We start from the raw sequence: 13,694 nt of genomic DNA on the forward strand, positions 1-13,694 counted from the left end.
ATGCTTTTATGTCATGTTATATATTAGTTTGTTGCCTAAACAAACTAACTTATTTTCATCTTATATAACCTCATCAGTATTTTCAATATTTTTTTAGTTTTTACGAACACATTAGATATAATAAAGGTTGCATTCGCTATGTACTGCGTTTCGCACGATAACACAGAACGTTCAACTTAATTTAAAGATTATACAAATGGAGTGGATGAAGTGGATATCGCTGATCAAGCCTTTGTCAAAAAAGTTAACCAAAAGTTATTACTAAACGAAATACTTAAGAATTCTCCTATTTCAAGAGCAAAATTATCTGAAATGACCGGATTAAATAAATCAACTGTTTCGTCACAGGTAAACACATTAATGAAAGAAAACCTCGTATTTGAAATAGGTCAGGGACAATCAAGCGGCGGCAGAAGACCAGTCATGCTTGTTTTTAATAAAAAAGCAGGATACTCCGTAGGAATAGATGTTGGCGTGGATTATATTAATGGCATTTTAACAGATCTTGAAGGGACGATCGTCCTTGACCAACACCACCATTTGGAATGCAATTCTCCAGAAATCACTAAAGATATTTTAATTGAGATGATTCATTACTTTATTGCAAATATGCCGCAATCTCCGTACGGGCTTATTGGTATAGGCATATGCGTTCCCGGGTTAATTGATAAAAATCAAAAAATTGTTTTCGCTCCGAACTCCAACTGGAGAGATATTGACTTAAAATCTTTCATCCAAAAGAAGTTCAATGTGCCCGTTTTTATTGAAAATGAAGCAAATGCCGGCGCATATGGAGAAAAAGTATTTGGTGCTGCCAGAAATCACGATAACATGATTTATGCAAGTATCGGTACAGGGATAGGAATCGGCGTTATTATAAACAATGATTTATACAGAGGGGTTGGCGGATTCTCTGGAGAAATGGGACATATGACAATAGACTTTAATGGCCCGAAATGCAGCTGCGGAAACCGAGGCTGCTGGGAATTGTATGCTTCAGAAAAGGCTTTAATAAAATCTCTTCAAACTAAGGAGAAAAAAGTGTCCACTCAAGATATCATAGACCTCGCCCATCTGAAAGATATTGGAACTTTACATGCATTACAGAATTTTGGTTTCTATTTAGGAATAGGCCTGACCAATATTTTAAATACATTCAATCCGCAAGCCATCATTTTAAGAAACAGCATAATCGAATCGCATCCTATGGTTTTACATTCAATTAAAAGTGAAGTGTCGTCCAGGGTTTATTCCCAATTGGACAATAGTTATGAATTATTACCATCTTTCTTAGGAAAAAATGCACCCGCTTTAGGAATGTCCTCTATTGTTATTGATCATTTTCTCGACATGGTTCATAACTGAAATGTATAAACTTCTATGTTTTACGCTCATCTTTAAAGATGGGTTTTTTGTTTTGTTATTTTCATCCTGAATGGGAGCATTTCTGACGTGTTTTTCCACACAGGCACTTTCTAATATGAAAAAGGAGTTCCAAAATAGAAAGCTCCTTTTTCATGCGGACATTCATTTTTCTTTATAACGAAAATACCTGAAGTCGGCCGGAATATGTTGACCGCTTGTATCTTGGCATTGCATCCCTACAAAAGCTCCTGTAAAGAATCCCCCGCCTCGGATATAATCATCTGATAATTTTTTCGATTCCAATGCAATATCGATTTTGTGCCAATCTTCTTTGTTAAATGAATAGAAATAATAATATTTTTCGTTTTCAATATTCACTTTTAAATAGACGTACTTGACTTCACGGGGAATTACAATTTTATTTTTTAACGGTTGTGAAAAAGAAAAGTTATCACATATCGTTAAATCAAGAATACGGCCAAGTTCTTCATCATGCGTGACTTGAAGAGCCGTCCAGTTCTCTGTATTGTAATAGTTCACCAAACCAGCGGCTTGCTGAAAATTTTCCGGATAAAACGCAACAGCCGTTTCCGCTTCAAAATGGAGACTTTGCCAGCGTCTGGCTACAAATGCCTGAGTAAATGTCGAAGTTAAGGATTCATGGCCGTATAATCGTAAATGATTTGGCGCTTGAGTTAATGAACCTAATTTCTCCGTAAACGGGATTCTTAACGTTTGAAAATTAATATTTAATGTTGCATCCTCAAATTCATCAACTTCCGGATACGTGTCTTCAAACATTGTTTCAGGTATAGAAGGCGCAACCACTTCCAAGCTCCCTTCTTTTCCGCCTTCTACATAAGGCCAGCCATCTTTCCAATAGAGCTTTTGAATAGCTGTTTCTCTGCCCAAAGGACAATATCCTCTCTGCTGAAAAATTGAATCATCGTCCGGATGAATGGGACGTCCCGTTAAATGAGCTAAATACCACTCATCTGTATGTGTGTGAACAATAGATGCATGCCCGCATTTTTGCAATGGGTTTCCTGGATCATGCCATGACGTTAAGATTGGGTTATCAGGATGAACTTCATATGGCCCCTCAATATTTGCAGAACGGGCAATTGTAGCAGCATGTTCGAACCGCGTTCCTCCTTCTGCGGTTAATAAATAATAATAGTTCCCGATATGATAAAGATGCGGCGCTTCCGTCAGCTTTCTTTCAGTTCCTTTAAATATCACTTTCGGTTTACCGATCAGTTTTTGCTCCTTATCAGAATATTCCTGCATGACAATGCCTCCAAAGGAGTGCCGATCAATACGCTGATCCCATAACATATTTAATAAATATTTTTTCCCATCCGTATCATGGAATAAAGAAGCATCAAAACCCGAGCTGTTTAATGTGATCGGCTCCCCCCAATCACCATCAATCGTGTCACAAGTCACTAAATAATTGTGGCAATCTTTCCAGGCGCCATCTACGACCTTAACATCCGTATAGATCAGCCAAAACTTTCCGTCGCTGTAACTTAAACATGGCGCCCAGACCCCGCCTGAATTAGGATTTCCTTTCATGTCTAATTGCGAAACTCTCTGTAATGGATGTGCAACTAAGTGCCAATTGACTAAATCTTTTGAGTGGTGTATCTGGACTCCCGGAAACCACTCAAATGTAGATACAGCGATATAATAATCCTCTCCAACCCTGCAAATACTCGGATCGGGGTTGAATCCTTTAAGTACTGGATTGATAATCTTCATGCAGAACGCCTCCTCAGCTATTTTCTGTTGACTCATCATGTTTTAAGCTTTGAAATCGTCAATATGATCCAAATAAACTTTGTCTCTATTCTCTAATTCTCGCACCATGTTTTTATATTTTTTCTCATCTAAGTTATAGAAATTAATATCAATCATCGCCAGAACCAGTAAGAACACGGGAATAATGGTTGCTGTAATTAAAATTCCCGTCAATGCCTCCGGCGTTTGCACCTGATTTGCCACATATCCAAACTGATCTAAAACCAAACCCGGTACAACCCCTCCCAAGGCCATGCCGAATTTAAAGAAAAATCCGATAATAGCGTATATGAGACCGCCCATTCTTTTCCCGGTCTTATACTCTCCATATTCGATTGTTTCAGGTATAAGCGCCCACATATAGCCCCCGGCAGTGAGACTTCCGGCAGCAGCCAGCAATCGAAAGGAAAGGATCAGGAATATATTACTTGACGGAACGAACAGTAAAGCTAAGAGGCCGATCATATTCAGTAATAATGCATAATTTAGTAATTTCTTCTTCCCTAATAATTGATGAAGCTTTGGTATAAACGGTAAAATGACCAAAGCAGGCAAACTTCCCAACAAACCGTACCACTTCACTAAATCCGCTCTTTCTAAATGATACGTTACGTAATAGATGCCAACCGAATTACTGATTGAATTCACTCCAAAAATAATAATAAAGAAAATACTTAATACAACTAGAGGCCGATTAACACGAAATTGCTCAAATATATCCGATAATTTAATTTTTCTTCAGATTTTTGAAGCGTGACACGCTCTTTTGTGCTTTTAAAACAAAAGATTAAAAGGCACCCGCCTATAACTCCCATAATACCCATGGTTAGCTGCCAGCCAAGAGATTCGCTGCCGGAAGTATCGCTTAAATAAGCAGCCAGCAAGGGAACAAAAAATGCAACGACAAGTCCCCCAAGATTCGCAAATAACATACGGACAGACGTTATACTAACAACTTCTTGATTATTTCTGGTCATTGCAGATGTTAACGCGCCATATGGCACGTTTATCATTGTGTATGTAAGCGACAAGCCGACATAGGTGATATAGGCATATATTAATTTCCCCATATCCGAAAAATCCGGGGTTGTAAAACAGAGTATTGCCAGTATGACAAATGGAAAAGCTCCGAATAAAAGATACGGTCTGAAGCGCCCAAACCTGCTATTTGTTCTGTCTACTATCGTTCCGATAAAAGGATCAGCGAGAGCGTCGATGATTCTAACCACTAAAAACATCGTACCGGCTGTTGCTGCCGGTAAACCAAATATATCTGTATAGAAGAACAAAAGATAAGTAGACACTGTTGCATAAATTAAATTACATGCAAAATCTCCAGACGCATATCCAACTTTTTCAACCATGCTGATCTTCTTTACATTTTCACTGAGCATGATTTCCTCCCCTTTTCGATCCTTTACATAAGGAACATTATGAAATGGTATAACATTTCTTCAATTTTATCGGCCGGTGAGGTCTTTATAAAAGCGCTTTCAAAAAATGATAGCAGTTTACTTTCACAGAGCATTTTCATCGTAGTGAACAGAATAAAATTTATATACCTCCAATTAAATCGAGCCTCTTATCCCCCTCCCATTTAAGACCTTTACATGATGGGCAATTAAAGTGGTTTTATTAGTTTGTTGATCGGACAAACTAACTTGATTTCATATTATAAAATCTTTTCTGCTTTTTCAACTCTTTTTTCAGAGAATTTAAAACCGACCAAAGAACATACCATGTTGTAATTGCCGGCTGCTTCGACAGACGTTACGTAAAAACCCCATGTGTCACCTGACTGATTTATTAAATGATAAGCACTTCCATCATCTTTTGTTTAGAAAAACTTATTAAGAAACATGCACTTGAAAAAATGCGAATCATATATAAGTGATATCCCGTTTAATTGGTTGAGGAGGATATTATGAAACCTATGCTGCCTTTTGAAAAATATTTTGGTGATTTAGAACTGGTTTATGCATTTTATGGAGCTATGCCTACCGGTGTTACTGTCTCAGAAACCGGTCGTATATTCATTTGTTTTCCGAAATGGGGAGACGATGTTAAATTTACGGTGGCAGAAATAATTGGGGATAAATTGCAGCCTTATCCTGATTTACAAACCAATTCGGTTAACCCTGAGAATATCAAAATGACTTTCATCAGTGTCCAAAGTGTAGTTACTGATGGAAGAGGAACGCTTTGGATACTAGATACAGCGGCGCCCAATTTTTCTGAACCAATTAAAGGCGGGGCAAAATTAGTCGCTGTTGATTTAAAAACCAATACAATCAGAAGAGTTTATACCTTTACAGAAGATGTTGTCCTTCCAACAACTTACCTGAATGATGTCCGATTTGATTTTCGTGTCGGAACTGCAGGTTATGCCTATATAACGGATTCTTCTTCCAAAGGACCAGGAGCTATTATCGTCGTTAATTTAGAAACCGGAAACGCATTTAGACGGTTAAATGGAGCAAATCCAACTTCACCGGATTCCTCTTTTATACCGAAAGTAGAAGGTAAAATTTTGATGAATCGTAACAGGGATGGTTCAACTTCCCCATTTAGGCTGGCATCCGACGGTATTGCGATTTCTCCTGACGGAAAGGTATTATTTTTTTGTCCACTGACCAGTCGTCATCTGTTCTCGATCTCAACAGAAGCCCTGAGAGATAGAAATATATCGGACATGGATTTACTTTATCATGTGGCGTATTGGGGAGAAAAAGGCGCGTCTGATGGAATGATTACAGATGCAAAAGGAGCCGTTTATGCCGGAGATTATGAGAACAATAGTATTCGAAAGATGCTGCCGAATGGCACAATGGAAACCATCGCACATGATCCGAGAATTTTATGGCCGGATACTTTTTCGATTGGTCCGGATGAATACTTATATGTCATCGTGAACCAATTACATCGGCAGGCTAGATTTCATTATGGAAAGGACTTACGACAGAAACCTTATAGTTTACTCCGTATCAAAATTGATGAATTTCCTGCTCCTGCTTTTTGAAAATAAAAATGGCCGGTTCATTTTAGAGCATAATTGGCTTCATGTAGCCTTCATCCTAAACCGAATAAGGGATTACAATTAATACGTGGCCTCAATTATGGAGTTAGATTCATAACTTCAATTTTTTTGGTCATATTTTGGTCAAGGACCAAAATATCGACCTCTTAATCTTATGACAAAATCAAAAAATCCCCTGACACCAATAGTGCCAAGGGATTGAGAGATTAATACTGAGACATGTATTGTTCGCGCTCCCAAGGGTGAACTTGCGTGCGGAACATATCCCATTCGATTTCTTTTGCTTCGATGAAGTGTTCGAACAGGTGCTCGCCGAGCGCTGCAACCATGACTTCGTTTGATTTGAATTCGTCGAGAGCTTCCGCCAGTGTCGCCGGAAGATCTACGATGCCGTTTTCCATGCGCTCTTCTTTGCTCATGACGTAGATGTTGCGGTCAATCGGAGCCGGTGCTTCAAGTTTGTTTTTGATTCCGTCAAGGCCTGCTGCAAGCAATACGCTTAACGCCAAGTACGGGTTTGCCGCCGGGTCTACGCTGCGGACTTCAACACGCGTGCTGATGCCGCGGGAAGCCGGGATACGGATCAGCGGGCTTCTGTTTTGCGCGCTCCATGCCACGTAGCAAGGTGCTTCATAGCCCGGAACAAGGCGTTTGTAAGAGTTCACTGTCGGGTTTGTGACAGCCGTAAAGCTTGTCGCGTGTTTTACGATACCGGCAATGAAATGTTTTGCTGTTTCACTCAGCTGAAGATCAGCGTCTTTATCAAAGAATGCGTTAACGTTATCTTTAAAGAGTGATAGGTTGCAGTGCATACCGGAACCGTTTACGCCGAACAGCGGTTTTGGCATGAATGTCGCATGCAGACCGTGTTTGCGGGCGATCGTTTTGACAACCAGTTTGAAAGTTTGGATGTCGTCACAAGAACGGATGGCACCGGCATATTTAAAATCGATTTCGTGCTGACCCGGAGCAACTTCATGGTGAGATGCTTCGATTTCAAAGCCCATTTCTTCAAGCTCAAGCACGATATCGCGGCGGCAGTTTTCTCCCAAGTCAGTCGGAGCCAGATCGAAGTATCCGCCTTTATCGTTCAATTCAAGCGTCGGTTCGCCTTTTTCATCTAATTTAAACAGGAAGAATTCAGGCTCAGGTCCAAGATTGAAATCGCTGAAACCGAGTTCTTTCATTTCTTTCAGAATCCGTTTGAGGTTGTTACGCGGGTCACCTTCGAACGGCGTGCCGTCCGGATTGTAAATGTCACAGATGAAGCGTGCTACTTTACCTTTTTCAGCCGTCCATGGGAAGATTACAAATGTGTTCAGATCAGGATATAAGTACATATCAGACTCTTCGATACGGACGAAACCTTCGATGGAAGAACCGTCGAACATGCATTTATTATCAAGTGCTTTTTCAAGCTGGCTCACAGGAATTTCCACGTTTTTAATCGTTCCGAGAATGTCTGTGAATTGAAGGCGGATATACTTTACGTTTTCCTCATTTACTAATTTTACGATGTCTTCTCTTGTGTACTTTGCCATTTCGTAAAACTCCTCCTCTAAAAGGTAAATGTATATAGCAAAACAGTTGCTAACGGATTAATGAAAGAATCGGGACATGTCACCTTGGCGGAAAGTATTTCCCCGCTGGAAACGGCCTGCCTGCATCAGTTCGTTTTTCAGAAGCTTTCTGAGTTCGTCATCAGACAGATTGTGCTTCATCGGTTTGGCTGTTTTTTCGGATTTTTCTTCCGGTTCGGCAGATGCCTTATCCAGAATTTGTTTGATCCCCGCCATATTGACGCCTTGTTCAATCAGATTTTTGATTTCTAACAGTTTATCTACATCATGGAATGAAAATAATCGTCTATTTCCTTCGCTTCTCGCTGGAAATATCAATCCATTTTCCTCATAATATCGAATTTGCCGGGCAGAAAGTTCTGTTAACTGCATGACAATCCCAATTGGAAATAAAGGCATTGAGCGGCGAATGTTATCACTCATCTCAATTTCCTCCTTTTCTTATCTTAGTCTCATTATAGGTGATGTTATATTTTGTGTCAACACAATGTGAGGAATCTTAACATCAATTTCTTTGAAAATTGCAACCGGCCTAAATCAGCTCTTTTTCCATTAAAGCATTTACGGCGCTGCAAATCGCATTTTTCACGTGCGCGTAGGTTAATCCTCCTTGGACATACGCGACATAAGGCGGTCTGATAGGTCCATCTGCTGATAATTCAATGCTTGCTCCCTGTACGAAAGTGCCCGCTGCCATAATGACATCGTCTTCATATCCCGGCATATAGCTCGGATAAGGCGTCACATGCGCATTAATCGGTGAAGCATATTGTATCGCCTGGCAAAAAGCGATCATCTTATCAGGGTCCTGAAACTCAACTGATTGAATCAGATCCGTTCTCGGCGCATTCCATGCAGGGTTTGACGTAAAGCCGAGCTTTTCAAGAAAACGGGCGGTAAATACCGCGCCCTTCAAGCTTTGCGCCACTACATGCGGAGCGAGAAAGAAACCTTGATACATTTCCTGCAGTGAATAAAGCGAAGCCCCGGCTTCACTTCCGATTCCCGGGGAGGTCATCCGGTAAGAGCAGGCCTCAATCCACTTGGCTTTCCCTACAAGATAGCCGCCCGTTTTAGCAAGGCCGCCGCCCGGGTTTTTAATCAGGGAGCCGGCCATAAGATCCGCTCCGACGTGGCAGGGTTCCCGCTCTTCTGCAAATTCTCCGTAGCAATTGTCCACAAAAACAATGACATCTTCTTTGATTTCCTTTACGAAACGAATCATCTCTTCAATTTCATTTATTCTGAAAGACGGACGATTCGCATATCCTTTTGAACGCTGGATGCCGATCACTTTTGTATTCGGCCGGATTGCAGCCCGGACCGCTTCAAAGTCCACTCTGCCTTCTGATGTTAAATCGACTGCATTATATCCGATTTGAAATTCCTTTAGCGAGCCTGAATACTCCCCGCCTCTTACTCCGACGATTTCCTCGAGTGTATCGTAAGGCTTGCCTGTTATATAAAGCAATTCGTCCCCGGGTCTCAGCACACCGAAGAGCGCGATTGAAATCGCATGCGTTCCGGAAATGATTTGCGGCCGCACGAGTCCCGCCTCTCCTCCGAACACATCAGCATAGATCTTCTCCAGTGTATCTCGTCCGATATCATCATAACCGTATCCGGTTGAAGGCGTAAAATGCGTATCGCTTACTTTATGTTTTCTGTAGCTTTGCAGGACTCTCCATTCATTCCGTTCACTGATTTCTTCTATTCTTTTATGAACGGCGGAGATTTCCGCTTCTGTTTCTTCGGCGGTTTTTTGTAAAAGAGCGCCATGGGTCAGTGTGTCAAACATGTTGTGTATACCTTCCTTACATGAATTTCTTCAATTCTCCGAGTATGCTTTGTTCTTCCTGTACATAACCTGAGACTTCGTAGCGTTCATTTTCTTCATTAAAATAAAGGCTGTCGATCATGGTCTCTGATTTGATGCGTGACATCAATTTGCCTTCGGCGGCAGGCACATGAACTTCATACGGCGTCAGCAGCTCCCGGCGCAAATAAGCTTCGATTTCCGCTTTTAGTTTTGCTTCATCCCCGGCGATTCTGGCGCTGATCATGATGTGGCCTTCTCCCGCTGTCGGGATGAAGTCAGGAAGTGTCTCATCACGTTTGTTATAGGCGGTCAGCACCGGAATATCATCTGCCTCAAGCTCTTTTAACAGACCGAGGACCGTCTGTTCATGCCCGGCATAATCTTCATTGGATGAATCAATGACATGAATGATCAAGTCTGCTTCCTTCACTTCCTCAAGCGTTGAGCGGAAAGCCGCAATCAGCGTCGTCGGCAGGTCCTGAATGAAGCCGACCGTATCAGACAAAAGGACGCTGTAGCCGCTTGGGAGCGCCATCTTTCTCGTCATCGGATCAAGTGTTGCAAACAGCAGATCTTCTTCATAGCTGTCTGAGCTTGTTAATTGATTGAACCATGTTGATTTTCCGGCGTTGGTATAACCGACGAGTGCAGCCTGAAGCACGCCGTTCTTTTTACGTCTCTCCCGATAACGGCTTCTGTGGCGGATAACCGTTGAAAGCTGCACGTTAATTTCGTGTATGCGGTTTCTAATGTGGCGCCGGTCTGTTTCAAGCTTTGTCTCACCGGGCCCTCTCGTCCCGATTCCGCCGCCTTGTCTTGAGAGATTGATTCCTTGTCCGCTTAGACGGGGCAGCGCGTATTGAAGCTGGGCCAATTCGATCTGAAGCTTTCCTTCTCTCGTCTTCGCTCTTTTTGCGAAAATATCCAAAATAAGCTGCGTGCGGTCGATGATCTTCGCTTCAATTGCAGTGGCGAGTGATTTAAGCTGGCTCGGTGACAGTTCATCATTAAAAATGATCAGATCCGCTTCAAGCTCTTCACACAGCGCCTTCAGCTCGTCTACTTTCCCCTTGCCTATATATGTAGCGGCATCCGCTCTGTTCCGTTTTTGCGTAATCCGGGTCAGCACCGTTCCGTCAGCCGTTTTTGTCAATGAAGCAAGCTCTTCCATGGAATGTTCAAAGTGCTCATCTGTCATGTGCGGAAGCTGGCAGCCGACCAAAATGACCGTTTCTTTTTTTCCTTCCTGTTCGTTCAAATGGATGTTCCTTTCTGTGTCGTATTGGGCAGTAGTACTATCATACCAAACCCGCAGGGCGTATACCACACATCCGGCGGGTTTTAAAGAGAGAAATAAAAAAGAGACCCCTCAAACCGGCTGAGAGGTCTATTCGTGAGCTGCCGCCTCATCTTTTATAAGTAAATCCTGGCTCTTGATCGTCATTAAATCGTTTTTTAAGTATTGGTCTCCCATTAAAAGTCTCATGGCCTGAGCGCGGATTGATTTTTCAATCACGTTTCTGACAAAGCGCCCGTTGCTGAATTTAATGGGGCTTGTCGTGCTTTTCACTGTCATTAAGTAATCTTTTAACTTCCACTCGGCTTCCTGGCTTAATTGATACTCCCGCTCTGCTATCATGCGCTTTGCGATGTCCATCAGCTGAGTGACAGAGTAATCCGGAAAATCAATGCTGATAGGGAAACGCGATTGCAGGCCGGGATTTAATGACAGGAAATGCGTCATTTCTCTCGAGTACCCTGCCAGGATCAGAATAAATTCATGCTGTTTGTCTTCCATATGCTTGACAAGCGTATCAATCGCCTCTTTACCGAAATCCTTTTCTCCGCCCCTTGCAAGTGAGTATGCTTCATCAATGAATAAAATGCCCCCGAGCGATTTTTTAATCAGATCTCTCGTTTTTTGCGCCGTGTGTCCGATGTATTCACCGACCAGATCGGCACGTTCCGCTTCGATCAGATGTCCTTTGGAAAGCACGTTCATTTCGAAGAAAAGCTTGCCGATCAGTCTCGCGACGGTGGTTTTCCCGGTGCCGGGGTTCCCTTTGAACATCATATGAAGAGCTTGTTTTCCGACTTTCAGCCCTTGTTCGGCCCGTTTTTGGTTGACGAATATCCACGCGTAAATTTCTTTAATGTTGCGTTTCATTTCTTCCATACCCACTAATGTGTTCATTTCTTTTTCAATTTCTTTCAGAATGCTGTGCTTGGCTTCATTTTTTTGCAGGGCGGCCTGATATTCCGCCTCAGCTTCCGAGTTTGTCAGCACTTGCTTTTGGCCATTAAGAATGATGTTAATTTGTCCGTTATTTTTATAGGTTACAGCGCGCTCCAACATGCTCACCTCTCTGTTCTCTCTTTATCTTACTCATGATGAAGCGGTTCCGTGACATCCGCCTATCATCATGAGGCCCGTTTTCCTCTTTATCTGTCACTTTTTCCGTTCTCTTCGGGAATGATGTTGAATCCTGCGCTTTCCCGAGAAATATTTTTCATTTCTTATTGTATTCAGCAGAAACGGGAGGACAAACCATTTATTTTTATTTTCCGGGAAATGTTGGGTATATTTCTCATTTTTTTCATGAATGACAGCCGTACAAGCACCATTTGAATATCATCATATGCTGTAATGAGGTGATGGAGAATGGTTAAAATTTTTATAGACCCCGGTCATGGCGGAACTGATTCAGGTGCAACCGGAAGCGGACTTCAGGAAAAAGCGGTCACGCTGGAGATCGCGCTGGCTTTGCGCACGATTCTGACGAATGAGTATGAAGGAGTTTCTATCACGATGAGCAGGACAAGCGATAAGACGGTCAGCCTGACGGAAAGAACGGATGCCGCCAACAGCTGGGGCGCAGATTATTTTTTATCCATTCATATTAACTCAGGAGGCGGAACCGGATTCGAAAGCTATATTTACCCCGGTGTCGGAGCGCCGACCTCGACTTACCAATCAGCCGTCCACACGCAAGTAATTCAAGCATCGGGTTTTAATGACCGCGGAAAAAAACAGCCAACTTCCATGTGCTGCGGGAGACAAGGATGCCGGCGATTTTGACGGAGAATGGTTTTGTTGATACGTCAGCTGATGCAAACAAACTAAAAACAGCCAGTTTTATTGAAAGCCTTGCAAGAGGACATGCCAAGGGCTTGGAGCAAGCTTTCGGTCTAAAAAAAAGGCTGACTTATATAAAGTGCAAATCGGCGCATTCAAAGTGAAAGCAAATGCTGATGCGCTTGCCGCCGATGCGGTGTCTAAAGGTTTTGACGCGATTGTGCTTCCAAAAGGCGGCTTATTCAAAGTGCAGATCGGCGCATTCTCTTCCAGAGATTATGCTGAAGCGTTGGCAGCGCGGGCCGAAAAAGCCGGATTTGATGCCTTCATTGTGCAAGACTAAATGAAAAAAACCCCTGCTCTCCCTTTTTGGGACGAACGGGGGTTTTTGTTATTGAAGTATATCGGCGACAAACTGAGACCAAGCTTCAAGACGCTGATACACATTTTCCTCTTTCAGTTCGCTCAGTTTCATCCAGCACCCGGCGATTTGATCTTTTTCTTTCACTTCGACTTGTGTTGCAGACGCTAACTGGAGCGCAGAAAGGATGCCGATATGCACCTTCCCTACATCGTTTTCATCATCATTGATCAGGCCGAGTGTGACAATGTTTTGTTTGTCCTCCTCGCGAATGTACAGTTCTTCCGCCAGCTCCCGGTCGGTGTTCTGTTTCAGCACTTCCGAAAATGAAGCCGCCCCTTCCATAGGGTTCATGTGTCCGCCGAAGCCGAGAGAAAGCTTATTATGGAGGCGCGATTCCCCTCCGCCCGCGAGCCGCTCATACACAAACACCTCATCATCACGGCGGATGACGACATACGGAATCGGCTGTTTAAATCGCGGGTCCTCTTCCGCGTCGCCTCTTCTGATTTCAAAAAAATGCGCCTCAATTTGAGCCATAATTTTTATGATACGTTCATCCTCGCTGTTGACTCCCTGAAATGTCAGCATTTCGTTTTGAAAGACGTCACTCCGCGGTGCAGCCAAGATGATTTCATCCATTTTGTTCATGC

The 13,694-nt window shown here is 42.6% G+C and carries 9 protein-coding genes and 2 pseudogenes; 3 read left to right on the forward strand and 8 right to left on the reverse strand.

The window, feature by feature from the left end; all coding sequences use genetic code 11:
- The first annotated feature begins 210 nt into the window (after positions 1 to 210).
- Complete coding sequence (gene xylR, locus D368_RS03760; protein ID WP_128574577.1) at positions 211 to 1,365, forward strand: transcriptional repressor XylR; 1,155 nt, start codon at positions 211 to 213, stop codon at positions 1,363 to 1,365.
- A 162-nt stretch (positions 1,366 to 1,527) separates the two neighbouring features.
- On the opposite strand, the gene xynB is transcribed toward xylR, so the two are convergent.
- Positions 1,528 to 3,129, reverse strand: a complete 1,602-nt coding sequence (gene xynB, locus D368_RS03765; RefSeq protein ID WP_128574578.1) for a xylan 1,4-beta-xylosidase — start codon at positions 3,127 to 3,129, stop codon at positions 1,528 to 1,530.
- 42 nt (positions 3,130 to 3,171) lie between these two features.
- Positions 3,172 to 4,562, reverse strand: a pseudogene (locus D368_RS03770) (MFS transporter).
- Between the two features lie 530 nt (positions 4,563 to 5,092).
- Between D368_RS03770 and D368_RS03775 the strand changes: the two are divergent.
- On the forward strand, positions 5,093 to 6,187 hold the full coding sequence (locus D368_RS03775) for an L-dopachrome tautomerase-related protein (RefSeq protein ID WP_101563040.1): 1,095 nt from the start codon (positions 5,093 to 5,095) through the stop codon (positions 6,185 to 6,187).
- Positions 6,188 to 6,411: 224 nt separating this feature from the next.
- On the opposite strand, the gene glnA is transcribed toward D368_RS03775, so the two are convergent.
- From glnA to spoVK, 5 genes are all read right to left on the reverse strand, one after another.
- Positions 6,412 to 7,746, reverse strand: coding sequence for a type I glutamate--ammonia ligase (gene glnA, locus D368_RS03780; RefSeq protein WP_003154048.1), 1,335 nt, complete (start codon positions 7,744 to 7,746; stop codon positions 6,412 to 6,414).
- A gap of 57 nt (positions 7,747 to 7,803) precedes the next feature.
- Positions 7,804 to 8,208 carry a MerR family transcriptional regulator gene (locus D368_RS03785; protein ID WP_007410366.1) on the reverse strand — a complete coding sequence of 135 codons (405 nt, stop codon included), beginning with the start codon at positions 8,206 to 8,208 and terminating at the stop codon, positions 7,804 to 7,806.
- 109 nt (positions 8,209 to 8,317) lie between these two features.
- Positions 8,318 to 9,583, reverse strand: coding sequence for a methionine gamma-lyase family protein (locus D368_RS03790; protein ID WP_007410367.1), 1,266 nt, complete (start codon positions 9,581 to 9,583; stop codon positions 8,318 to 8,320).
- Positions 9,584 to 9,599: 16 nt separating this feature from the next.
- Positions 9,600 to 10,862 carry a GTPase HflX gene (gene hflX / locus D368_RS03795; protein ID WP_039251436.1) on the reverse strand — a complete coding sequence of 421 codons (1,263 nt, stop codon included), beginning with the start codon at positions 10,860 to 10,862 and terminating at the stop codon, positions 9,600 to 9,602.
- Between the two features lie 129 nt (positions 10,863 to 10,991).
- Positions 10,992 to 11,960, reverse strand: a complete 969-nt coding sequence (gene spoVK, locus D368_RS03800; RefSeq protein ID WP_061890621.1) for a stage V sporulation protein K — start codon at positions 11,958 to 11,960, stop codon at positions 10,992 to 10,994.
- Positions 11,961 to 12,266: 306 nt separating this feature from the next.
- Here spoVK and D368_RS03810 point away from each other — a divergent pair.
- A pseudogene (locus tag D368_RS03810) lies at positions 12,267 to 13,023 on the forward strand (N-acetylmuramoyl-L-alanine amidase).
- A 48-nt stretch (positions 13,024 to 13,071) separates the two neighbouring features.
- Here D368_RS03810 and D368_RS03815 read toward each other — a convergent pair.
- Positions 13,072 to 13,692 (reverse strand): hypothetical protein, encoded by a 621-nt coding sequence (locus D368_RS03815; RefSeq protein ID WP_101563039.1) that lies wholly within the window; start codon positions 13,690 to 13,692, stop codon positions 13,072 to 13,074.
- Positions 13,693 to 13,694: the final 2 nt, after the last annotated feature.

This window comes from Paenibacillus lentimorbus NRRL B-30488 (assembly GCF_000411595.1).
GTDB classification, from domain to species: domain Bacteria; phylum Bacillota; class Bacilli; order Bacillales; family Bacillaceae; genus Bacillus; species Bacillus velezensis.